Annotated in this window: 21 protein-coding genes; 17 read left to right on the top strand and 4 right to left on the bottom strand. The window is 44.0% G+C overall.

The genetic code is table 11. The annotated features are described in order from the left end of the window. Positions 1-45: 45 nt before the first annotated feature. The 3 genes from BLV33_RS13975 to BLV33_RS13960 all read right to left on the bottom strand — a co-directional run bounded on the left by BLV33_RS13975 (position 46) and on the right by BLV33_RS13960 (position 4,566). On the bottom strand, positions 46-2,031 hold the full coding sequence (locus BLV33_RS13975) for a 5'-nucleotidase C-terminal domain-containing protein (RefSeq protein ID WP_090792578.1): 1,986 nt from the start codon (positions 2,029-2,031) through the stop codon (positions 46-48). A gap of 432 nt (positions 2,032-2,463) precedes the next feature. Continuing rightward, on the bottom strand, positions 2,464-3,264 hold the full coding sequence (locus BLV33_RS13965; RefSeq protein ID WP_090792572.1) for a class I SAM-dependent methyltransferase: 801 nt from the start codon (positions 3,262-3,264) through the stop codon (positions 2,464-2,466). Between the two features lie 441 nt (positions 3,265-3,705). Then, a complete protein-coding gene (locus BLV33_RS13960) occupies positions 3,706-4,566 on the bottom strand; it encodes an aldo/keto reductase (RefSeq protein ID WP_090792569.1) in 861 nt (286 codons plus the stop codon). A gap of 160 nt (positions 4,567-4,726) precedes the next feature. Here BLV33_RS13960 and BLV33_RS13955 point away from each other — a divergent pair, with 160 nt between their 5' ends. Then, positions 4,727-6,469, top strand: coding sequence for an ABC transporter ATP-binding protein (locus tag BLV33_RS13955; RefSeq protein ID WP_090792566.1), 1,743 nt, complete (start codon positions 4,727-4,729; stop codon positions 6,467-6,469). Between the two features lie 14 nt (positions 6,470-6,483). After that, positions 6,484-8,241 (top strand): ABC transporter ATP-binding protein, encoded by a 1,758-nt coding sequence (locus tag BLV33_RS13950; RefSeq protein WP_090792564.1) that lies wholly within the window; start codon positions 6,484-6,486, stop codon positions 8,239-8,241. 28 nt (positions 8,242-8,269) lie between these two features. Here BLV33_RS13950 and BLV33_RS13945 read toward each other — a convergent pair whose 3' ends face one another. Beyond that, a complete protein-coding gene (locus BLV33_RS13945) occupies positions 8,270-8,959 on the bottom strand; it encodes an N-acetylmuramoyl-L-alanine amidase (RefSeq protein ID WP_171909151.1) in 690 nt (229 codons plus the stop codon). Between the two features lie 175 nt (positions 8,960-9,134). Here BLV33_RS13945 and BLV33_RS13940 point away from each other — a divergent pair, with 175 nt between their 5' ends. The 15 genes from BLV33_RS13940 (at position 9,135) to BLV33_RS13880 (ending at position 23,282) form a co-directional block, all read left to right on the top strand. Then, entirely contained in the window at positions 9,135-10,151 is a 1,017-nt protein-coding gene (locus BLV33_RS13940; protein WP_090792558.1) for a Gfo/Idh/MocA family protein, read from the top strand. A 190-nt stretch (positions 10,152-10,341) separates the two neighbouring features. Next, entirely contained in the window at positions 10,342-11,103 is a 762-nt protein-coding gene (locus BLV33_RS13935) for a YveK family protein (protein ID WP_090792555.1), read from the top strand. Beyond that, a complete protein-coding gene (locus tag BLV33_RS13930; RefSeq protein WP_090792553.1) occupies positions 11,084-11,743 on the top strand; it encodes a CpsD/CapB family tyrosine-protein kinase in 660 nt (219 codons plus the stop codon). The genes BLV33_RS13935 and BLV33_RS13930 overlap by 20 nt, the downstream gene beginning before the upstream one ends. A 43-nt stretch (positions 11,744-11,786) precedes the next feature. Beyond that, positions 11,787-13,061: an efflux RND transporter periplasmic adaptor subunit gene (locus BLV33_RS13925; protein WP_171909149.1), complete on the top strand. Its 1,275-nt coding sequence runs from the start codon at positions 11,787-11,789 to the stop codon at positions 13,059-13,061. After that, positions 13,051-14,760 (top strand): hypothetical protein, encoded by a 1,710-nt coding sequence (locus tag BLV33_RS13920; RefSeq protein WP_090792548.1) that lies wholly within the window; start codon positions 13,051-13,053, stop codon positions 14,758-14,760. The genes BLV33_RS13925 and BLV33_RS13920 overlap by 11 nt, the downstream gene beginning before the upstream one ends. A gap of 111 nt (positions 14,761-14,871) precedes the next feature. Then, entirely contained in the window at positions 14,872-15,039 is a 168-nt protein-coding gene (locus BLV33_RS29350; protein ID WP_171909148.1) for a hypothetical protein, read from the top strand. Positions 15,040-15,118: 79 nt separating this feature from the next. Beyond that, complete coding sequence (locus BLV33_RS13915) at positions 15,119-15,907, top strand: hypothetical protein (RefSeq protein ID WP_090792546.1); 789 nt, start codon at positions 15,119-15,121, stop codon at positions 15,905-15,907. After that, positions 15,904-16,170 carry a PqqD family protein gene (locus BLV33_RS13910; protein WP_090792542.1) on the top strand — a complete coding sequence of 89 codons (267 nt, stop codon included), beginning with the start codon at positions 15,904-15,906 and terminating at the stop codon, positions 16,168-16,170. The genes BLV33_RS13915 and BLV33_RS13910 overlap by 4 nt, the downstream gene beginning before the upstream one ends. Further along, complete coding sequence (locus BLV33_RS13905; protein ID WP_090792539.1) at positions 16,167-17,990, top strand: ABC transporter ATP-binding protein; 1,824 nt, start codon at positions 16,167-16,169, stop codon at positions 17,988-17,990. The genes BLV33_RS13910 and BLV33_RS13905 overlap by 4 nt, the downstream gene beginning before the upstream one ends. A 147-nt stretch (positions 17,991-18,137) precedes the next feature. Beyond that, positions 18,138-20,081 carry a lasso peptide isopeptide bond-forming cyclase gene (locus BLV33_RS13900; protein ID WP_090792534.1) on the top strand — a complete coding sequence of 648 codons (1,944 nt, stop codon included), beginning with the start codon at positions 18,138-18,140 and terminating at the stop codon, positions 20,079-20,081. A 14-nt stretch (positions 20,082-20,095) separates the two neighbouring features. Beyond that, positions 20,096-20,230 (top strand): paeninodin family lasso peptide, encoded by a 135-nt coding sequence (locus BLV33_RS28800; protein WP_139305745.1) that lies wholly within the window; start codon positions 20,096-20,098, stop codon positions 20,228-20,230. A 157-nt stretch (positions 20,231-20,387) separates the two neighbouring features. Then, on the top strand, positions 20,388-21,335 hold the full coding sequence (locus tag BLV33_RS13895; RefSeq protein ID WP_090792532.1) for an aldolase: 948 nt from the start codon (positions 20,388-20,390) through the stop codon (positions 21,333-21,335). Continuing rightward, a complete protein-coding gene (locus BLV33_RS13890; RefSeq protein WP_171909356.1) occupies positions 21,322-21,636 on the top strand; it encodes a lasso peptide biosynthesis PqqD family chaperone in 315 nt (104 codons plus the stop codon). Before BLV33_RS13895 ends, BLV33_RS13890 begins: the two co-directional genes overlap by 14 nt. Next, positions 21,620-22,075 (top strand): lasso peptide biosynthesis B2 protein, encoded by a 456-nt coding sequence (locus BLV33_RS13885; RefSeq protein ID WP_090792526.1) that lies wholly within the window; start codon positions 21,620-21,622, stop codon positions 22,073-22,075. Before BLV33_RS13890 ends, BLV33_RS13885 begins: the two co-directional genes overlap by 17 nt. A 19-nt stretch (positions 22,076-22,094) precedes the next feature. Further along, entirely contained in the window at positions 22,095-23,282 is a 1,188-nt protein-coding gene (locus BLV33_RS13880) for a nucleotidyltransferase domain-containing protein (protein ID WP_090792522.1), read from the top strand. Positions 23,283-23,285 lie beyond the last annotated feature (3 nt).

Here is a 23,285-nt window from a genome sequence, read left to right as displayed (position 1 = left end):
GCTCCCGACTCCATTCACCATAGATACAGGGGAGCATTTTTTAGCTCATAGATTCAACAATGTCCAAATCACATGCGAGATTTCCGCTCTTGTAGCTTTATCCTTCGGGACGAACAGATTTCCCGGTCTGCCGTTTAGCAATCCCTGTTTAGCCAAGCCGGTAACGGCTGCCTTCGCATCATCTGCAATCAGGGCATCATCTGCAAAAGGAGACGCTTCTGTCGATCCCAGCTTGTTCCCGGTTCTGGTTTCATAGGTCCACTTCATCATTAGCGCCATTTCTTCACGAGTGAGCGGTTCTTTCGGATTCAGGCCGTTCAAGCCGCTTTGGCTCAGTACCGTTTTTTGGTCCAGTGTTAGAGCTTTGGCCAGGTAATCAATAACTTCCCCGCGTGTGACCATTTGATTTGGGGCGTAGCGCGCATCGTCCACCCCGCCGAAGATGCCTAAACGGTTTAGTTCATAGATTTCCTTTACCGCCCAATGGTCCGAAGGGATGTCAGCAAAGCCTTTCACTATGATGCGGCCTTCCGCTTTCACGCGAATGGTTCCGATTTTTTTGGCATAGGCGACGAGCAGTTCAACATCGGTCAGGGCTTCATTGGCTCCCACCACGGTTTTCGCTTGGCCAAACATGGTATATTTATCTCCGCCTGTATACATGAAGTTGGAGAGGGCTAATTTGTACTTCTGCTGTTTATTTAAAGGCTTGCCGTTTATGGTAACCTGCTCGATTCGTTGGCCTGCCGGCTTGGTCGGATTGTAAGTGTATGAGGTGCCTGACGATACCTGCAGGAATCCCCCCGCCAGCTTATCGACGGCGGAAACGCTCGTTTCGAGTGCGGCTGCCACCATATCTCCGGTCACTTCTGTCACTACGATTTTGTTGCCAAACGGCAGAATCGATTTTGCGTCCTTGAGCGTAAAGTTTCCTTTGGCGGCGCTTGAGCGGATGCCGCCGCCATTCGCAACCGCGATGTCGGTCTGATAGTAATCCCGATATGCGTCTGCAATCAAGTCGCCGATTGCGGTTTCTTTGAATCGGGACTCATGGTTGTCCCCGTAGATCAAGTCGCTCTCCGAAACGGCGATTGTCTTGCTGAGTTCCTGCTCAAGCTTGGACTGGTACTCCTTGGCTAGCGCCGCGAGTTGATCGTCTTCTTTTACAGTTTCGTCTGACTTCAGTATTTCATTGGTGAGTGTTACTTGTCCGTCAGCTGCTTTGCCGATATTTAACCGGATGATGGAACCCATATTGCCCTGCGGAGAGAAAATATACCTTTTTCCGGTGCCGTCGAAATCGTAGACGAACGATTTTTCTTCCGCTTCTTCTTCTGTGAAGACAACGCGGATATCCGGTACCGCCTGCATCAGCAGCTTGTCATCTTGAACAGGCTCTTGGGTTAGAGCAACAATCAGATCGGGTTTTTGTTCTTTCTTCAGCTTCTCAACAGCAGCCTTGGCGGATTCGATGACATCGGATTGCTTCACATTCTCGTCCTGGGTCGTTGTATCCATCGCGCTGGTCAAGCCGATGACACCAATGCGAATGCCCTGCTTCTCATAGATCTGATAATGCGGTACGTTTCCGAACGGCTTGCCGTCTTTGCCGATCAGGTTGGATGAGACCCAGGTGAACTTGGCCGCTTTTATCAACTCAAGTGTATTGGCCGTGCCCGCGTCAAAGTCGTGCTGGCCGAAGTTGGCAAGATCGATCGGGATTCGATTGAAGGCTTCAACCATGGGAAGCCCTTTGAATACCCCGCCAAACAATGTACCGCCGCCAAGGTCTCCCCCGAATGCGACGATTTTGTCGCCCTTTACGCTGTCGACCAAGGTTTTGATCCGGGCCACGCCGCCGCGGGTGCCGAGCTTATCAACAACTGGATTGATTTCATGGCCGTCGTTGAAATACAGGAACGATACTTTGCCTGCAGCCGCCGTTTCTGCGCAGACCGCTCCGCCGCTTCCTAAAGGCAGTTGTAGGAGGATAGAGGAAAGAAGGAATGCAAGTATAAGCTTTTTCTTCAAGAATACGACTCCCTTTCCAGTTAAAATGGGTATAAGTATAGATCTACATGTTTAACTTTACCACTTGACTGTTACCGAGATGTTTGACCTTTGTAATGAATCGGTAAATAAGGGGGGGATAAAAAGAGGACTTTTCCCGGGTAGTATATGGGGGGATCATCACGCTGCTGCTCTCTCCGGAAACCGGCGTCATCAACAAAATCATCGAGCTCTTCGGCGGAAAACGCCGACCGAGTATCGCAACAAGTTTTTGTAAAGGGGAGGTTCGAGTGATAGGAATGAGGATGGAAGACTCTATGGTTCATCTTATGATCAAACAACCCTGCTATCGGCTCGGATAGCAGGGTTGTTTGATTCTTAATATCGTTTAATATCCATCCGGCTGCTTGCTTCATTAATCTGCGATAATTACTGCATCGTAATGTTTCCAATTTATTTGTGCAATTTAATAAAAATAGTGTTCTGTGATGTTGGATTTTTTACTAAATTGCTATTTTTATCAAATACAGGTAATAAATAATCATTCTGGTTATGACTACCTAAAGCCTCGTACTTTGAGGCCACATTAGTATCACAAAGTGAATATTGCGTGGAGTGAACAACCAGTAATCCTTGCGGATTGATCAGCTCGTCGAGCTCGATAATCTGCCGTTCAAACTTTTCAAAGGGGTAGATTTTTTTAAGACTACTGATGCCTTTTGCTGCAATGTAATGCGGCTTTCGTTGCAAAACAGCCATGCAGAAAATTGCATCGAAATGTCCATACTTTTGGATTTCACTAATTGTAGAATATAAAAAGGTAATTTTCTCGTCCACAGGAAGCTTTCTGCATATTGCAAGGCTACGTTTGTTAATTTCTGCGCCTATTATGTGCGCAGTAGGGAAATATCGACGAAGAGTTAAAACTTCTTCGCCTGTCGAGCACCCATAAGAAAGTATTTTTAGATCTTGTTTGCCATCAAAATAGTCGCGGCATGCTGAAAAAATTGTAGGATACCGATCCATATAGGTGAGGGGCGTCGTTTGATGAACATTTTTAGAGTTTAGCAACTGCAGAAGTAGGATAGAACGGAAGTCCGTATCGACACAAACGCGTATCGCAGTTTTAGCTGTATTCCACAAAACATACAAGATTGATACTAAAAGTCTAATAATTGGACTTTTGGAAGACCGGTGTTCCTTAACCGACTGCTTCGCAGTTCCGATAATTTGCATACCTATTTTAGCATTCATATACCCATATCCCTTCTAACTATTTTTAAGTAATTCCAGAAAATCAGTTGTTAAGTTTTGCTTAAAGTCACTCACTATGTATATACAATTAATATTATCACTGTTCTTTATTGGGAACAATAATTTTAAGAAAGTTTATAATGTATTAATTTTTATAAGCGGTGGCGAATACACATCGATTCTTCAAACTCAAATATTTCCTGAACTGCGCAGGCGGGGTTTAGCATCCTTAATGAGACGATGGCTCTGCTGGAAACTACATATGAAAACATTTTAAACCGTGCTTTTCAAGGAAAACTGTAAACATTGGGAAATCAAGCAACCCTGCTATCGGCTTGGATAGCAGGGTTGTTTGATTCTTTATATAGTTTAGTATCCTTCCGGCTCTTGCCTTCATTAAGAGGTATTGCATCCTGTTGTCAGTGTTAGTGTTGATGTCAATTACTTACGCTGATACCATTCGCCGGACATCCAGTCGCTTGCTTTCCAGCGCAGCACATCGGGTTTCACCAGATGCATGATTTCTTTAAGGAACTCCAATTGCTCCGTCTCCGACATGGGACGAAAGCTTCTGGCAATTGCCAGATTTTTCTCCAGCTGCTCCATGGATTCCATGCCGACTATAGCTGTTGAAATGGGCAGGGAAAACGTGTATTGCAGGGCTTTTTCATACCAGGGAGCAAGCTTGCCTAAAGCCATGACCTTCATGCCGATTATAGCTACTCCTTGTTCGTTTGCCCTGGGAAGAAATTCGTGGGCAAAGCTGTATATAAAATGATCAGCCGCTGAAACAGCCACCAATGCGCTGTCGAAAGGAAACCGTTTAATAGCCTCCAGTTGTACATATGGATTCGTATGTCCGCTGATGCTGATATGCTTGACGATTCCTTGCTCCTTGGCTTCCTGCAAAGCTTCCAGAGCGCCGCCTTTGGCAAAGACCTGGTCCAGCTCTTCCATCGTCATGATGTTATGCAGTCGCCATTCATTGACATGATCAGTTTGCAGCCGCTTCAAGCTGGCTTCGAAAAGCCTCAACGAGCCATCTCGGGTTCGATCATGCGTTTTTGTGGCGAGCCAGACCGCTTTACGGCGAAGCAGCAAAGCTTTGCCAAGTCTCTCCTCGGATTGCCCGTTCGAATAGCTGGGAGCCGTATCGAAATAAGTAATTCCCTCATCCACAGCCCTATTGACAATTCGAATCGCTTCTTCTTCCGTACACTTATGATCGTCCACAATTCGCTGAGCGCCAAAGCTGAGAATCGGAAATTTCTCGCCGGTGCGGCCGAAAGCTCTTTTTTCCACAGGGTCACCTCGATAGTTATTTTGAACCTAATACTACCTGATAACCTTCATGTGTTCAAGTCAGAAAGTACTCTCCATTATACACAAATTTAACCTTGTTTTTTTCCGTCGGAACAACGATGATGAAAAGGGTTACTTTTTCTGGGAAAGAAGTGAGGACATGACTTTTGTTATTAGACTTCAGTGGTTTTTTAAACAACGATGGAGACACTATGCGCTTGCTGTCAGCATAATGGCCTGTGCGAGCTTGCTCTCTGCTATTCCTCCAAAAATGATTGGAAACACTATTGATCAAATCCGCAGCGGGAGTCTGACATCGGCGGGTCTTAGCCAAACGGTCTTGCTGCTTGTCGGTCTTGCCTTTCTTTTGTATGGAATGGTTTTCGTATGGATCACCAACTTGTTCGGCAATTCGGCATTGATCGAAAAGCTGCTCAGGGGGCGGCTGCTCGTCCATTTGACGAAAATGACGCCTGGTTTTTTCCAACGCAATACAACCGGACAATTGATGGCTCTCGCGACAAATGACGTTTTGGCTATCGGCCAAACGGCGGGTTATGGGGTCATGACCCTGGTTAGCACCGTTGTAGGGACCTCGGTCGTGATCATAACGATGATCTCGCTCATCAGCTTGAAATTAATGCTGGCGGCGCTCATCCCGCTGCCTTTTTTGGCTGTTGTCATCAATAAGCTGGGTAAAAGTGTAAGGACACGCTTTCTGGCGGCCCAGGCTTCTTTTGGCAAAATGAATGATCATGCGCTGGAATCCATTTCCGGAATTCGTGTTATTCGTTCCTTTGTGCAGGAAAATCATGATCTTACCGCTTTTGACCATGTGACCTCTGAGGTTATGAACAAGAACAAGCAGGTATCGATTTTGAATGCTCTCTTTCAACCGCTCATCTCCCTCATTGTCGGGATAAGCTATTCGATTGGGATCGGTTACGGATCTTATCTGGTTTTTCAACATCAAATTACACTCGGGCAATTGATTTCTTTTAACATTTACTTGGGGATGCTGATCTGGCCGATGATTTCTTTCGGTGAATTTATCAATGTCCTGCAGCGGGGGAGTGCATCGGCAGATCGTTTGGAAAATGCCCTCTCCCAAAAAGCAGACTTGAAGGATGCAGCGGAGCCGATCATGGTGGACACGCCATCCCGTATTGAGATGAAAGAGTTAACGTTCACCTATCCTTCTGCCAATCATCCCAGCCTGGATCGAGTTTCCTTTCAATTGGAACGAGGGCAGACGCTAGGTATTGTTGGGCGAACTGGAAGCGGGAAGAGCACTCTGCTGAAGCAGCTGCTGCGGCAGTATCCGATAGAAAGAGGGATGCTCTTCTTTTCTAATACAGCGGTAGAGCAGATCGCTATCGAACAGGTTAAAAGCTGGGTGGCTTATGTGCCGCAGGAGCATTTGCTGCTGTCCAAAACCATTCGCGAGAACATCGCATTAGGGAAGCCGAAGGCAACGATCGAAGAGATTGAGCGTGCGGTCGAAATGGCCTCGTTCACGCAGGATGTTGCTCAAATGCCGGAAGGTCTGGAAACGATGATCGGCGAAAATGGTGTGATGCTGTCGGGCGGCCAAAAGCAGCGCGTAGCGATTGCTCGCGCGATGCTCATCAACTCGGAAATCCTGCTGCTTGATGACGCTTTGTCCGCGGTGGATGCCCGGACGGAGAGCCGCATTTTGCATCATATCCGCTTGGAACGCTCTGGCAAAACGACAATGATCTCGACGCACCGTCTTTCGGCGGTCAGCCACGCGAACTGGATTTTGGTGCTGGATGAAGGACGGATTATGGAAGAAGGCACCCATGAGCAGTTGATGCTGTTCGGCGGCTGGTACAAAGAGCAGTGGGAACTCCAGCAGATGGAAGCCAGCTTGGAAGAATAGGAGGGACAGATCTAATGCCAAAGCAATCCACGACGAAAAGGCTGTTCGCCTACGCACTCGTTTATAAATTCAGAATCATCGGCGCGCTGCTGATTCTTTGCTGTGCGGTTGGCGCCGAGCTGGGCGGCCCTTATATCGCCAAAACCATTATAGACCAGCATCTATCCCCATCGGGCTCGCACGAACTTGCACCGGTCCTCGGGTTGATCGCCATTTATTTAGGACTTTTAATTACCGCGAGCGTCTGCAACTTTTTTCAATCCTACACTTTGCAGTCCACGGCGCTTCGTATCATCAAGAACATGCGGATGGACTTGATGGCGCATATTCAACGGATCCCGCTGCGTTATTTTGACAATACCCCTATTGGCCAGGTTGTATCGAGAATTGCCAATGACACAGAAGCTGTGCGTGATTTGTTCATGAGCTTTATGGCGACATTTGTCGTGAGTATGGTGCAGCTCAGCGGTATTTTTGTAGCTCTGTTCATATTGGATGCTCGGTTGGCGCTGTATTGCCTGCTGCTGCCGCCAGTGTTTGCGCTGATTATGATTATCCATTTAAAGTACTCCAAAATATATATCAGCATCATGCGTGCCCGTCTCAGCGACATGAACGCCATGATCAACGAATCGATTGCGGTTATGCCGATTATTCAAGCCTTTCGCCGGGAAAAAGTGACGCTTGAAGAGTTTGAAGTGATGAACGAGGATCGTTATGTCAATCAGCTCAAGCAATTCAGGGTATTCTCTTTGTCATCGCGAAATATCGTGTCCACGATCGGCAGTTTGGTGACGGCTATGGTCATTTGGTTTTTTGGGAGGGAGTCGCTGCAAACGGCGATTTCATTTGGTGTGTTTTATGCCTTTATCGATTATTTGGGCCGTATCTTCCAGCCGGTCATTGGGATTTTTGACCAATTGACGAATGCTCAGAGGGCGTTTGTTTCCGCAGATAAAGTGTTCGCGATTATGGATATCGAGGGCAAGGAAGTAGAGAACACCGACCAAGTGAGCCGTCCGGAAGGCGCTGTGAAGTTTGACGATGTCACTTTCGCTTATAAAGACGGTGAAGAGGTGCTGAAGCGGATTTCTTTTGAAGCTCGCAAAGGGGAAACTGTGGCGCTGGTCGGCCATACCGGCTCCGGCAAGAGCTCGATCATGAATCTGCTGCTCGGGTTCTATGAGCCCAGCAGCGGGATGATCACGATTGATGGACGTGATCTTGCCGACATGTCCAAGCAAGCGCTGCGCAAGCATATGGGGATTGTTCTGCAGGACCCGTTCCTGTTTGCCGGGGACATTAAATTCAACGTGAGCCTCTATAATGAAGAGATCACGCTGGATCGGGTCAAAAGCGCATTGAGCGACGTCGGCGCAGCGCCCTTCATTGAACAGCTGCCTCATGGCTATGATGAGCAGGTGGTGGAGCGGGGCAGTACGCTTTCTTCCGGTCAGCGGCAGCTCATTTCCTTCGCTCGAGCGCTCGCGTTCGATCCGTCGATCTTGATCCTGGATGAAGCGACCGCCAGCATCGACAGTGAAACCGAGGGGCTGATCCAAAGGGCGCTGAAGGTTGTCAGCGAAGGGCGCACCACCTTTGTGATCGCGCACAGGCTCTCTACGATTCGCGAAGCGGATCAAATTATCGTGCTGCACCGTGGCGAAATCGTTGAGCGCGGCAATCACGATGAGCTTATGGCTCTGCAAGGCCGGTATTACAAGATGTATCAGCTGCAAAAAGGGGAACCGGTTCAGGCAGCTGCTCAGTAATGCGGCTCAGCCTGTCGCTGCTTCCACGCTACTGCGTCGGTTGTCCAGAAGCAATCCGCAGCTCGTTCGCCAAACGGTGAATTTCATCCTTGGATTCCGTGTTGGGCAATAGACTCCAAATGGCAGAAAGTATAGCTATCAGTTTATTGGCATCTTCTGCTTTCATAGTGTACACGCCTCCAATCATGATGGATTCATAGTGCTTCAAGACTCGTTCAAGAACAGAGTCCCATGTTTTTCCCCATTGTAAGAGATAATCAACAGGATCTGTGTGATTGGTGCCTCCCAGGTATTGAGTGACCTGAAAATGTCCCCACAACGTGCCCGTTCCGTTCGGCTGTGCGTTGCTGACACCGAGCTTGCGAGCAGCCAAGTGAACCGCAGCCCGCTCGCACCACATATCGAAGGATAGCTCAAATTGCTCCTTTGTTTTGGCACTGCACAGCTCCAAATGGACGAATCTTTGATTGGCAAATTTTCCGGCTCCATAAGCCAAATAAGCTGGGTTCGCTACTTGAAGTATCTGGGTGGGGTCAATGAATTCATGAACAAAAGCTTCGTTAAAATGTTGTGCTTCATAGGCTCGTTCACTTGCTGCCGTATCTCCCGGGACGGCAGTTTGATGCATCACTACACCTTCATACAGACCGACTCCTGCGCGATATGGTCTTTGCGGCAGTCCAGGGATCCAGTCTATGTTTACAGGATAAAGTTTCAATGGGATTACCTCCTTAAAGTTTTGCTTTTGCAAAACTGACTTCGTAAGCATAAGCTTGAGTTTTGCTTTGACATAAGCTCTATCTACTATATGCTCTATGAATGTAATCTGCTTGTGCGCAGATAGAGTTTTGATCATAATGATAGGCAAAGGATACATTTGGGAGGCTCTGATCGTGAAAACATTTCGAATAGTTGTGGCCGGATGCGGTGTAATGGCAAGAACCTGGGTAGAGTACGCGAGGAGTCGGGAGGATTGCGAGATTGTCGGTCTCGTCGATATTCGAATACAAAGTGCGCAGGAGATGGCTGGGCGATATGGATTGACTTGCGGTCTTTACACCGAAATCGGGGAAGCCATCACCTCGAGCGGGGCAAATCTTGTATTTGATGTGACCATTCCTGAGAGTCACTTTACCCTTACAACAACTGCCCTATCTCTGGGCTGCAACGTATTCGGTGAGAAGCCGATGGCTGTCTCCATCGAGGAGTCGCTGCAGCTGGTGGAAACGGCTCGCAGGTATGGCCGCACGCACGCGATCATGCAAAACCGCCGATATCTGAAAAATATCCGCGCCTATCGCGATATTCTTACCTCCGGCAGCATCGGGCAGCCCGGATTGATTACAGCCGATTTCTTCATCGGCGCCCATTTCGGCGGATTTCGCGATGCCATGCAGAGCCCGCTGATTCTCGATATGGCGATCCACACGTTCGATCAGGCTCGTTTTATAACCGGACAGGATGCGGTAACTGTCTGCTGCCATGAATTTAACCCGGCTGGTTCATGGTATGAGGGGAATGCAGCAGCAATATGCATCTTTGAATTGGCAGACGGGTCTGTATTTAACTATAGGGGCATGTGGTGTGCGGAAGGCGTACCTACTTCTTGGGAGGCAGAGTGGAGAATTGCCGGAAGCAAAGGCACCGCCGTCTGGAACGGAACAAACGCGCCCTTTTATGAAACAGTGATTCCCGCGCAGGAGTATGTGTTTATGAATCAATACCAGCGCATTGAAGTCGAACTGGACTGGAAGGGGCGAGAAGGACATCAAGGCGGGCTGGATGAAATGTTTGCGGCATTGACTCAGCAGCGCAAGCCGGAAACGGACGGAACGGATAATATCAAAAGCATGAAGATGGTATACGGTGCTTTGCAAAGCGCCCGTGATGGCTGCAAGATAAGCTTGTAGGAGGGTCCCCTGGGCTGCTCCCTTTTTTTTGATCAATAAGATACATATCGGATCAAAATTTACTAAATAATAAGTTGACATGATACAAAAAGTATCTTAAAGTAAGATTAGCAGTTACGATACAAATAGTATCATAACCTTCGTCGCTTTCTGGCGAAAAGTAAGAGATGCGTTCAAATGGAGGGGAATTATGGAGATTAATCTTAAAGTGCATTTCAGGCTGATCAAGAGATGGGTATGGTTTATTGCAGCCTTCGTCTTTGTATGCACTTCACTCACAGCGTTGTACAGCACGTCCAAGTATGTACCTGTTTACCAGGCTTCCACCAAGTTGATCTTTTATAAAACCGTTGACCAAGACCTAATGGGTAAGGCGCAAATCGATAATGGGGGCAGCGGCGTTACGCCCGCAATCATGGCTACTTTTAAAGAAATCATCAAAACTCCGGCTATCATGGATAAAGTCGTACAGCGTTATCCGGATTTAAATTTATCCGCCGATCAGCTCATCAATATCATTAATGTTTCCAATGTCAATGATTCGCAAGTGATGACCATCACTGCAGCCAACATTTCCCAAGAAAAGGCAGTGAAAATTGTCAACGCAGTTTTGGACGTTTTTCAAGTAGAAATCCCCAAGATCATGAAGGTTGATAATGTAACGATCTTAAATCGGGCAAAAGTCCAGGATCATCCAATACCGGTGAATAAAAAATCCAATTCAAACATCATGTTAAGTTTTACGGCGTCCTTGATCGTAGCGATCGGTATCATTTTCTTGTTGGATGCTTTGGACGATACGATCAAGACTGATGAAGATATTCATTCTGCCTTTGAAATAACGACTCTAGCAGTTATCCCTTTAATGAAACAAAAAAAATTACGAGCTGACAAAAGGGTTAAAATCAGAAAAAAAACAGAGGAGGTGCCGTATGTCAAAACCATACACTAATTCTGGCATTATGATCCAAAATCCCGACTCTCCTATTTCCGAAGCCTTTCGTTCATTAAGATTTAATCTCGAATCCGTTCAGGATCATGATCTCAAGACGATCACGATTACTTCAGCAGGCCGGGGTGAAGGGAAAACGACAACGGCATTAAATTTAGCAGTTGCGTCTGCGCAAACCGGAAGAAAAGTGCTCTTGCTTGACGCTGATCTCAGAAATCCATCTATCCATCTTTCTTTCGGTATGGACAATACAAAAGGATTAACGAATTTTCTTACAGGTCAGAGTTCAGCGAGAGAGATTATTCGGGACGCTTACCTGGATAACCTGTCCATCATTACATCAGGACCTATATTGCCGAATCCGGCGGATCTGCTGGCATCGAAAGTGCTCAGCTCACTTCTGACCGAATTGAAACGGGATTACGAGTTGATCATTATAGATGCTCCTTCCATTTTACTGCTGACGGATGCCAAGATTATAGCGGCCAAATGTGATGGTGTCCTTCTGGTTGTGAGACACGGGAAAGTGAAACAGAATACAGCAAAGAGGGTTAAAGAGGAGCTTATACTCACTAAATCCAAGCTGATTGGAGTCGTTTTGAATCGAATGAATAACCGGGATGCGGAGTCTTATTTTTAACCATAGCAGGACAAATTGGTTTAAGGAGAGAGGTTTATATCCAATGAGAAAAAAAAGACTCAAATCGCATCGAAGTTTACAGAGTATAGTTGGCGTGCTCGCGCTTTGCTTCACGATCATGGCCGGGTGTGATATTGCTCCTGTAACTCAAAATGCTGTTTCGACGCAGGCAAATACACTGAAAAACATTAAGGTATCCAAGGTCATTATGCAAAAAGTTGGAGATCCGACTGAGCGTGCCGCTGAGGTGCAATCCTCTTTTCAATATGACCTCATAGCGAAAGTGGGCGGAGATGTTGGGCAAATTCTCAAGAAACGCGGGGATTTGGTACAGGCCGATGAAGTGATTATCAAACTGAATTCCAACGAAACCAAATTTCAGAAAGAAATGGCGGCAATTGCCGTCCGTACTCTCCAAGATACTATTCAAAAGACCAAGCAAGGAGCTAAAAAAGACCTGGAAAAACAAAGGCTGGAGCTAAGTAACTCCATTCAGAAAACGGAGCAGGGACTAACGGACTTGTTAAGAAATTACAATAAAATGAGAAATGATTACGATATCGGTTTGGTTACGAAAAATCAGCTCTATCAAACAGAGAGTCAAATGATGAATACCCGAATAGAGCTTGATCAGCTAAAGCAAAGGTTAAACGGGCTAGAGCTTGCAGATTCCGGAACAGAAATGGAAGCACAGCTGAAAAATGCACAATTCTCGCTGCAGCAGGCTGAACAAGCCATAACCAACCTTGATGTAAAGGCTCCGGTAAGCGGTTTGTTGACAGAGATGCCGCTTGAGACCGGGATGTCCTTGAAGATGGGGGCAAATATCGGTGTCATTCTGAAGCTGGATCCCATTAAAATCAAAGCGCAGCTTACCTTAGAAGAAACGAATCGATTAAAAGACAAAAAGGAATTAACCTATTACTTGCCGGGAACAACACAAAAATACAAGGGAAGCATTAGTTACCTCTCCAAGGTTATCGATCCTAAGACGAATGCCTATGAAGTAAATCTGGAAGTCCCTAATAAGGACGTAGCCCTGAAGCCGGGTATGAAAGTAATGATCCAATTAACGGATGAGAAAGATCAAATTGGTTTGACTGTTCCTTCTTACAGCATTGTAAAGGAGGGCGAAGATGCCTATGTATTCGTGCTCGCAGGTGATTCAGTCGAGAAGCGCAAAGTACAGCTGGGCCGGCTGAATGAGCCTTTTCAAGAGGTGATTTCCGGCGTCAAAGAAGGAGAGCGCGTTGTCGTATCAAGCCCCAATCAATTAAAAGATAAGGAAAAGATTGGAGTGACTGAAAATGAAAACTAACTGGAAAAAATCGCTCATCATCCTCATTTTATCAGCCGCTTTGCTCATCCTCCCCTCTGCAACTTTCCATGCGATAGCTGAAGAGGCAGGCGCACTCTCTCCCGGGGCAATTGGCTATCATTTGACGGATTCGATCAAAGTCGAAGTGAAAAGCATACTCAACGAGCAAACGGCAGAAGGAACCCGATTGGCGGCAGTTATTCGTCTTTATAACGAAGGAGCGCGGTTGGATCGGGTTCCGGATTATGAGATTAGGGTCAAGAGCGAGGAAGGCATGATATATATTCTGCGTCCAAGCGCAGCAAACGCCAAAAACATTCAGCCTAAAGCAACGGTTGAACTCAGCTATATGATCATGGTGGACCGCTTTGATACGTTCTCTTTGTCTGAGATTTCATGGCATGAGGTGGATGAATATGTGTATCCGAAGCAGGAAAAGCAGATCCTGACCATCCCTGTTTCTTCCATGGAGTGGAAGGGCCAGAATGGAGTTCTGGCGGATCCAGCGGCAAATAAAAAATGGGCAGAACTCTTTACCCTCCCGATTTTGTCTGCTTCCATTGAATTTTTGCCTGTCAGCTTGGTACAGCAAACTACACCGCAGGGGGTTTCGACGATTGTCGGTTTACTTGCGAGAAACAAAAGCAATTCGGATCAATTGATTCCTGATTTTCATTTCGACGGTAAAACCAGCAAAAAAGTATACATCGGGAAAAGATTGGATCAGGAGACTGATGCACTCAAGCCGGGAGAACAAAGATATCTTTACTTTTCAATCCCTATTGGAAATATGTCCGAGCTAAAAAGCCTCAACATTGTTTCCCAGGAAGAATTTACGGCTGATGATAAAACGAAAACAAAATTCTCCATTGGACGGTTGACGATCAACCTGCCAAGCGGAAGCAGCACCCTCAGCTACTTGAACCAATTGATGCCTTATGAATGGAATAAACCGATCCGGTTTGATCCATTAAACAAGCTGATTCAACCCGGAGTCGACATTTCCATGGTCGATTTGCGTATGCATGAAAGTTCGGGAGGCGGCTTTAAAGCAGCTGTCGCCAAGTTCAAGCTGCAGAACCGCAGTAATAACCCGCTGCCGGTTCCCCGATTTCAGGCAGTGCTCATGAACAGCAGCGGCTCCAAATTTACAGGGACTATTCAGCATACAGATGTCGAAACTCTGATTCCGAATGTTAGCTATATACTTTATTATTCTTTTATTCTCCCTAATACGGAAACAGGCTCATCCTTGGCTATGGAAATTTTGGACGGTGAGACATTCGCCCCCATTAACGTATCGATCGCAGCCTTCAAGACGCAAGTTCGTGAAGAAACCAGCGAGAAAACAAATGCTTTCTATCCGTTTCGTGTGAACCTGAATAATTGGAAGCTGGGATACAATTACATGCAAGGCAATTATACGTATAATGTGATTCTCGATTTGGATATCTCCCTCCAAGAAGAAGCGGTGGTTGATCAAAGCTTTTCTAAACTGAAGGTCGAAGTTGTGGATTCCAAAGGCAAAATAATGGGCACCAAAGCTTTCTCGTTCACCGGTGATAATCGGCTGGTAAGCGGTACCCAGGCATTCTCATTCAGCTTGGATCGACAAGAGTTTTCGCTTTCACTTCGCGTTTATGAATCGATCGATACACCGTTCGGAGAAGCCAAACGACTGATCCAGACACTGAAGTGAATGCTATCACGAAAGTTCATAATCGTTATTTACAACAAATGCATTGTTCGTTATAATGAACACTGACAACATATGGAAGAGCGGTTTGAATGAAAAGGAGGAAAAAAGAAAATGGAAAAAGTAGTGGATCACGAACCAAAAATGTACTCTCGCCCCATGGTAGTAAGTCATCAGCCGATTCGATTTGAAACGACCCAAAGCTGTAACAAAGGCAATGGCGAAGATGATCACTCGGATACAGAAATTGACGGAATTGGCGGGAAACATAAAGTTCCATGATTAAGCAATTTTTCTCAGATGGGTCAATGGTACATTGCCATTGGCCTCAAACTTCAAAAATGCCTTGAAGGGATGCATAATGGAACCTATTTATACTAAAATTGGCGAACATGTGATTGGATTTGTTTGTTATTCAAATACATTTGTTAATTGGATTCGAGCAAACTTCTCGGCTGCAGACTGGGCAAAAGCTGGACCTGATCTCCTCATTCATCTTACAGAGGGGTATGGGATTCCCTTTGTTGATTATAACGTTGAGATAACAAAAGAAGCGGATACCATTTCCTTTCAAAGGGCTGATTATTTGATTGAGGCTGATTTGGATTATCGACGAGCCAAAGTTTCCGTACACGATGAATTGGCTCTAAAGCATGCAATGATGAATGTATACAGCTCCTACCTGGTCTACCATCAGTGGGGTCTTTTAGTGCATTCCTCTTGCGTGATCGATAAAGGGAGAGCGTATATGTTTGCAGGCCATTCAGGAGCTGGAAAATCTACCGCCGCCAAGTTATCGTCCCCTCGGGAGCTTCTTTCAGATGAAGCTACAGTTGTAAAAATCACCCCTGATCAGATAACTGTCTTTAATTCTCCTTTTCGAAGTGAACTTGAAGGATCAGTAGGTGCTGAGTCAAGCGGACCGTTAGGAAGTATTTATATTTTACATCAAGCCATTCACAATAAGAGAGTCTCGCTCAGCAAGTCAAATGGATTTCTTCATTTAATAGATAAAGTTTTTTATTGGTCTCACGGCTCTGAAGAAACAAAGAAAACACTAGGGTTACTACAGAACCTAGTAAACACCGTTCCTATTTACGAGCTTCATTTTCAAAAAAATAATACGTTTTGGGAGCTGATCTCATCATGACGGCGTACATTCGAAAGAATGATTATGAAGCTGTGCAGCTGGATTTGGAATGCATTATCTTAAATACGGATGCTTTTACCGTAATCAAACTGAATGAAGTAGGTGGATTTTGTTGGTCATTGCTTGGTGAAGTCCAATCTATTGATTCCATTGTTCAAGCTATTCGTATGGAATATGAATTCGTCGAGGAATCGGTTGAGCAGGATATCGAAGCCTTTCTGAGCGAATTGATAGAACAGGGACTGGTTGAACATGCCGTATGACTGGATTAATTCGAAGGTACCTATTTGCTGTTAGAGAATACTTGACTTTCAAAGACATTCAGAGAACCTACAGTTTAATCACTCCATACATGCTGCAGCACTGGAAGGTGTATGCAAGCCTCTTTTTCCTGTTATTCGTAGATATCGCTCAAACATTGGCATTTTCATGGTTTTTTGGAAACTTGACAGACGCTGCTATTCAAAGTAACTTCACTCGCATGAAATGGTTAATTCCAATAGGTGCTGTCTTTGTTATCCTTAATATTTCTTCGACTTATTTGAATACAGTTTTACAAACCATCGCAACAACTGCTGTGAAGAGGGATTTTTCCGCCCAATTATTTAAGCATATATTGCTTTTACCGGGAAAGAATATTTCCAACCACCATTCCGGTGAGCTCATGGCACACTTTTCCAATGACATTCATAGTATTGACGGTGTTATCGGCAGAAGCCTGATTAACCTTCTAAGACTCCCCTTAATCTATTTGGCCGTTTTAATATATTTGATGAAGATTAGTTGGAAATTAGCACTTATATGCGTACTAGTCGCCCCGATTGCTATGCTATTTGGTGTAATCTTCGGATTATTACTCCGTAACAACGGCAGATTGATTCATAGCCTGATAGGAAATATCAGTACTTTGCTCAATGAAACATTTCATGGTTTGTATGTTATTCGTTCATTCCTCCTGGAAAAATCGATATTCTCCAAATACACCGATAAAAATCAAGAGCTTTACTTTTTAGAATTAAGTAATGCCAAACTCCGAGGATGGTTTCGTGCAGGAGGTAAGGCTGTTTCTTTAATAACTTTTCTGGTAAGCCTTTGCTTGGGCTCTTACTATGTCTCCATAAGTATTCTATCTGTGGGCGCATTACTAACTTTTATTAACCTGGTTAATCATTTGGTCTATCCGCTAACAGAGCTTGCCGGACAATGGGCGGGTTTTCAAAGGTCGGCTGCGGCTACGGAACGTTTGATAAAAATAATGGAGCAGCCCATAGAATCTACGGATTTACCTGAAGCTATCCCCTTCAGAACTATGGTTAAGTCTATTCAATTCCGGGACATCACGTTTAGTTACAATGGGAGCAATAACGTTTTTGATCATTTAAATGTACAGTTCCCTGCCGGTAAGACTGTTGCCATAGTTGGCCTCAGCGGGGCGGGGAAAACGAGTTTGTTTAATCTGCTCCTGGGTCTTTACAAACCTCAGTCGGGCACAATTCTCATAGATGATAAATCCATTGAACATTTCTCGCCTTCCGAACTAAGGAGTTATTTTGCTCATGTCCCTCAGGAAACTTTTCTTTTTGGCAGTAAGATCAGGGAAAACCTCATATTAGCTCGAGAGGGCATTACGGAAATGGAAATGATTCAAGCTGCAAGGGCTGCCAACATTCATCAGTTCATTGAATCTCTTCCGCATGGTTATGACACTGAAATTGGAGAACGAGGGGTAAGATTATCCGGCGGACAAAAACAACGTATCGCTATTGCCCGCGCAGTATTAAAAAATGCACCGATCCTCCTGCTGGATGAGGCTACCTCCGCTTTGGACAATGAGACAGAGCATCTAGTAAAGGAAGCCCTGCACAGATTGATGGCTGGGCGCACAACTCTTATCATTGCCCATCGATTATCGACCGTTCAGCAGGCTGATTCCATCATTGTCATGGACAAAGGGAAAATTGTCCAAACAGGACGCCATGATGATTTAATTCTGGAGAATGGACTGTATCGCAGCTTAAATCGGGAGGGATTTCAGAAAAAGGGAGAGCTCGTTGATCGTCTCTTTGATACAAGTGTTATATGATCCACGAATTGACAGGGCTAGATTAAAAAATTGGGAAAACGATTGACAGTATATATAGATCATGATACTCTTAGAATGTTCTTTATAAAGAACGTAACATCCTTAATCTAATTCTTTAAAAAGAACATATGAGCAAAGGAGGACACAATGAGCGCCATAGCAGGAATAATGAATTTAAATCAAGATCATGTAAATATAGAGCATGGCGAAATAATGATGACGGCCTTGCAGAAATATCCCGCCAATGATGTTCAAACATGGCACCAGGAGAAAATCTTCTTAGGCTGCCATGCACAATGGATCACACCCGAGTCGATTGGGGAACAGCTTCCTTATTATGATCATGTAAGAAGGTTGGCAATTACAGCTGACGCGATCATTGATAATCGTGACGAATTATTTCAGAGATTACAAATAGAGCGAGACCGAAGAGCAGGGATGCCAGATAGTGAGTTAATTTTACTGGCCTACCACAAGTGGGAGGAAGATGTTCCAAAGTATTTGGTAGGTGATTTTGCCTTCATGATTTGGAACGAGAGGAAGCAACAACTTTTTGGAGCCAGGGACTTTTCAGGAGGCCGAACTCTATATTTCAATCGCAGTCAACGGAACTTTTCATTTTGTACAGTCATAGAACCTCTATTATCATTACCTTATATGCAAAAAGAGCTTAATGAACAATGGCTTGCTGAATATTTGGCTATATCTTCTGTGGTTGATACCGTAGATGCTACAATAACACCTTATACACATATCAAACAAGTACCTCCAGCTCATAGCATTTCGGTAATTGGAGATGATATTACGCTGACGAGGTATTGTAAGCTAACTTCTGGAGATCGGTTAAAACTAAAGTCTAATGAGGAATACGTAGAAGCTTTTCAAGAGGTCTTTCAAAAAGCTGTAAAATCACGTTTGCGCACTTTTCGTGGGATAGGGGCTCACTTGAGCGGGGGGTTAGATTCCGGCTCAGTTGTTAGCTTTGCTGCAAAAGCCCTAAACAAGGAAAACAAACAGTTACATACTTACAGTTATATCCCTTCAAATGATTTTAAAGATTACACAGCTAAACATGTAATGCCTGATGAAACACCTTTTATTCAATCAACCGTGCAGTATGTAGGAGGAATCAAAGATCACTATTTGGATTTTGAGGGAAAAAATTCCTTTTCGGAAATCGATAGCATGCTGGAAATGCTGGAGATGTCCTACAAGTTCTTTGAAAACTCTTTCTGGATAAAAGGAATATTCGAAAAGGCCCAGGAGCAAGGAATCGGAGTATTGTTAAGTGGTGCGAGAGGAAACCTGAGTATATCTTGGGGATCAGCTTTAGACCATTACGCTATGCTTTTAAAGAAAATGAAATGGATTCGCCTCATCCAGGAAATGCATCAATACAGCCAAAAGGTGGGAGGCGCCAGATTACGGAGGTTGCCAGTTGTTACAAGAGTTGCATTTCCATTCATTGAACGGATTTTTCCAACAGAATTACCCTATACCTTTCCCACGTTAATTAACCCGAAATTTGCAAAGAGGACTGGCGTTTTTAATAAGCTTAAAGAAAATGGGTTAGGCCAAACAGGATGGTTTTCCACAACCAATATATATGAACAAAGAATCAGGCATTATGAAGATGTTTTTCATTGGAATGCTACCAATACACTGACAACGAAATTATCATTACATTATTCGATATGGCAGCGCGATCCAACCAATGATATCCGTGTGATCCGTTTTTGTTTATCTGTACCGGAAGAACAATATGTTCAAAATGGCCTTAGTCGGGCTCTTATTCGAAGATCCACCGAAAATTATTTACCTGATAAAGTTAGGTTGAATCAACATTATTTTGGAGTTCAAGGTGCTGATTGGCTTCATCGGATGACGCCATATTGGGATGCATTTATAGATGAAGTTCAGCAGCTTAGCTCAGATCAAAGAGTATTAGAATTTATGGATGGAGATGTGCTAAAGACGGCCCTGGTAAAGGCAAAGCGAGAAGGAGCACGACCCGAGCATGCCACTGATCCTGATTATAGAATTTTAATGCGTAGTCTAATTGTGTATAGATTTATGAAAAAATTTGCTTGAAAGGAGGTGATAATATGAAAAAAACATGGGAGAAACCACTATTAGAGGTGCTTGATGTCAATATGACAATGCTTGATCCGCAAGTTGGAGATCACCTTGATCATTCTTATCCATCGAAAACTCCTACATCATTGTTGACTTATAGCTAAGATTGAGTTTACTCAGTCGTGAGTCTACTTGGAAAACATACATATAGAACCTTGTAGATGGCTAGTTTTTTAGGGTTTATACTGTTAAAGGCCCTTATACATCAACAAGCGTATAAGGGCCTTTACATAACCACAGATATATATTGGAGTGACAATAATGATAGAAGTTGAGAAAAAATTAGGATACAAAGCCTTTGGTTTAACAATATTAAGTGAAATTAATTTACCCGAATTAACAAAAATAAGTCATGATATGGAAGGTATAGATATTGAAATATTAATTAAAGAAGATATAACCGGAACTTTTTTTGAGCTATCTGATAACCCCAATAAATTTGTAGTTAAAGAAAATTTAGTTATGTTTCATCTTCCCAAAATCGCAACGTTTTCGATCCGAGATGGAAATACGATAACAGTTTCACCAATGAAAGAAGCAGATGAGGACGAGATTCGATTGCTTATTCTCGGAACATGTATGGGTGCCTTATTGATGCAGAGAAGAATATTTCCGCTGCATGGCAGTGCAGTCATTATTCATGGAAAGGCATATGCGATTATAGGAGAATCAGGTGCAGGCAAGTCTACCCTGGCATCAGCGTTCCTAAATCAAGGTTTTCAACTTCTAAGTGATGATGTGATAGCTATATCACTCTCGGAGAGTGACCATATTCCAATGGTTACTCCATCTTATCCTCAGCAAAAGCTATGGCAGGATAGTTTAGATAACTTTGGCATGGAGAAGAGTCAATACCGCTCTATTTATGGCAGAGAAAACAAATATTATATCCCGGTTATCTCCAAATACTTTACGGACCCGGTACCCCTTGCAGGCGTGTTTGAGCTAATGAAAACAGAGAATCAAGAGATAGAAATTCGTAGAATCGAAAAACTTGAACGATTCCATACCCTTTTCTGCCATACCTATCGTAATTTATTTATCCCTCATTTAGGGTTAACGGACTGGCACTTTAATATCTCTGCGAGTATTGTAAGGCAGATTGATCTGTTCCAATTACGCAGACCGGTTTCCAGCTTTTCGGCTCCTCAATTAGTATCAGTCATATTGGAAACATTGAATATGGAGGGAATAGATCATGATCAATAATCAAACGATTTCGCTGCAAGATTATAAGATTCAAGGTAAAGGGAACATCGTAAGCGATATGGGTGGAGAAAAAGTGATGCTGAGCGTACATAATGGAAAGTACTACAACTTAGGTAAAATCGGGGGAAGAATATGGGAGTTGATGGAAAGTCCAATCCAGGTGGCGCAAGTTGTCACGACTTTAATGTCTGAATATGAAGTAGATCAAAGTGAATGCGAGGAGCAAGTAATTTCCTTTATAGAGCGATTATCAAGGGAAGGTTTAATTGAATCCGGAGAAGATCATGGCCATTCTAAATAAAGCAAGAAAGTTTATTTCATTAGATAAGGAAACGATGTTTTTATTTGCAGAGACTTTTATTTATCTGGGATGGGCGCGCATACTCATTTCGTTGCCATTTTCAAAAATTGCGCCTTCTTTGGGTGCTCAAATGGAAGAAACGACAAATGCGGTACATGCTAGGAAGAAAACGGAATTGATTAAGGTACATCAAGCCATTCAGATTATTAGTCAACATACATTCTGGGAAAGTAAATGTCTGGTTAAGGCTATAGCAGCTCTAAAAATGCTTGAAAAGCGTCAGATCGAAAGTACGCTTTACTTGGGAACGGCCAGGGATGAATCGGGAAAAATGATTGCTCATGCCTGGCTTCGCAGCGGTCCGTACTATATTACGGGAGCGGAAGGTATGGAACGATTCTCGGTTGTTGGCAAATTTGCAAAATATAGTACCGATTAAGGAAATGAAGGAGATAATAATGGATAACGACTTCCGATTGGATGTGTCGCACTTTCCTAAAGAATTAACACTATTACTTTCAATCATGAAAATGGAAAAAGGGGAAAGCTTGCCTTCACACATTAAACAATGGGTAGACGAAATCGATTGGGACTACTTTCTTACGCTTGTGAGTCATCATCGAGTTTATCCAGTTATTTACAAAAAACTCCGGAACATAGATGAAACTTGGATTCCAAATTATGTTATTCAAACCTTGCGAATCGATTATCAAAAAAACACCTTTCAAATGCTTCAGTTAAGTGCAGAAATGGAAAATCTATGCAAGCTGTTCAGCGAGCCCAACATCCGTTGTCTGATCCTGAAAGGACCAGTTCTCGCTGCCGATCTTTATGGAGACATTTCCCTTCGAACCTCCCGTGATTTAGACATCTTGATACCCATATATGATTTGGACCATGCAGAGGAGCTGCTTGGAAGGTTGGGTTATGTAAAAGTCGAGTATCCCTCAACCATATTGAATGACTGGAAATGGAGGCATCATCATGTTACCTTTTTCCACTACGAAAAGAGGGTTACACTCGAAATTCATTGGAGATTAGGTCCTGGTCCCGGGAAAGAGCCCGGTTTTAATGAATTGTGGGAAAGAAAGAGGGTTGCCACGATTACCAGTAGTCCTGTCTATTATTTGGGGAGAGAAGATTTATTTTTCTTTCTGGTTTCTCATGGCGCCCGTCACGGCTGGTCACGACTACGCTGGTTAGCCGATATTGATCAAGCTTTAAAACAAAGTATTAATTTTGAAAATTATTCCCTTCTACTTAAGAAATTTAAACACCTTCATATAGGGGCGCAAGCAATTATTTTAGCTTCACAGCTCTTACTTACTCCGTTAACGTCAGAAATGAAAACGATAACCGGAGGAAAGCATGCTAGGCGTTTAGCCCAAGATGCACTTTTTTATATTCATCAAATGGTAAATCTGCATTCAATTCATGTACCAGAAGATGTCTCAAAATATCATAAGCGTCATTTATTTTCATTGATGTCATATGAGAACAAAATGTTATTCATAATGAGTTTCTTTTATCCTTATCCGGAGGATGCTGAAACCTTGATTCTGCCTAAACGTTTGCACTTCCTTTATTTTCCATTGCGCCCCATCTTATGGGTCTGGAGAAAAACAAAAAAGTTTGCTTTAACTTAGGAG

Origin of the sequence: Paenibacillus sp. GP183, assembly GCF_900104695.1 — a bacterium.
In the GTDB taxonomy this organism is placed as follows: domain Bacteria; phylum Bacillota; class Bacilli; order Paenibacillales; family NBRC-103111; genus Paenibacillus_AI.
This window is presented reverse-complemented; position numbering and strand designations above follow the sequence as displayed.

What these genes read in the sequence shown, in the direction of transcription:
- BLV33_RS13885 (WP_090792526.1), top strand. Translation starts at nt 21,620, where the DNA reads ATGGCCATTCTAAATAAAGCAAGAAAGTTTATTTCATTAGATAAGGAA.
- BLV33_RS13950 (WP_090792564.1), top strand. Translation starts at nt 6,484, where the DNA reads ATGCCAAAGCAATCCACGACGAAAAGGCTGTTCGCCTACGCACTCGTT.
- BLV33_RS13965 (WP_090792572.1), bottom strand. Translation starts at nt 3,264, where the DNA reads ATGAATGCTAAAATAGGTATGCAAATTATCGGAACTGCGAAGCAGTCG.
- BLV33_RS13905 (WP_090792539.1), top strand. Translation starts at nt 16,167, where the DNA reads ATGACTGGATTAATTCGAAGGTACCTATTTGCTGTTAGAGAATACTTG.
- BLV33_RS13925 (WP_171909149.1), top strand. Translation starts at nt 11,787, where the DNA reads ATGAGAAAAAAAAGACTCAAATCGCATCGAAGTTTACAGAGTATAGTT.
- BLV33_RS13915 (WP_090792546.1), top strand. Translation starts at nt 15,119, where the DNA reads ATGGAACCTATTTATACTAAAATTGGCGAACATGTGATTGGATTTGTT.
- BLV33_RS28800 (WP_139305745.1), top strand. Translation starts at nt 20,096, where the DNA reads ATGAAAAAAACATGGGAGAAACCACTATTAGAGGTGCTTGATGTCAAT.
- BLV33_RS13920 (WP_090792548.1), top strand. Translation starts at nt 13,051, where the DNA reads ATGAAAACTAACTGGAAAAAATCGCTCATCATCCTCATTTTATCAGCC.
- BLV33_RS13900 (WP_090792534.1), top strand. Translation starts at nt 18,138, where the DNA reads ATGAGCGCCATAGCAGGAATAATGAATTTAAATCAAGATCATGTAAAT.
- BLV33_RS13935 (WP_090792555.1), top strand. Translation starts at nt 10,342, where the DNA reads ATGGAGATTAATCTTAAAGTGCATTTCAGGCTGATCAAGAGATGGGTA.
- BLV33_RS13910 (WP_090792542.1), top strand. Translation starts at nt 15,904, where the DNA reads ATGACGGCGTACATTCGAAAGAATGATTATGAAGCTGTGCAGCTGGAT.
- BLV33_RS13955 (WP_090792566.1), top strand. Translation starts at nt 4,727, where the DNA reads ATGACTTTTGTTATTAGACTTCAGTGGTTTTTTAAACAACGATGGAGA.
- BLV33_RS13895 (WP_090792532.1), top strand. Translation starts at nt 20,388, where the DNA reads ATGATAGAAGTTGAGAAAAAATTAGGATACAAAGCCTTTGGTTTAACA.
- BLV33_RS29350 (WP_171909148.1), top strand. Translation starts at nt 14,872, where the DNA reads ATGGAAAAAGTAGTGGATCACGAACCAAAAATGTACTCTCGCCCCATG.
- BLV33_RS13880 (WP_090792522.1), top strand. Translation starts at nt 22,095, where the DNA reads ATGGATAACGACTTCCGATTGGATGTGTCGCACTTTCCTAAAGAATTA.
- BLV33_RS13930 (WP_090792553.1), top strand. Translation starts at nt 11,084, where the DNA reads ATGTCAAAACCATACACTAATTCTGGCATTATGATCCAAAATCCCGAC.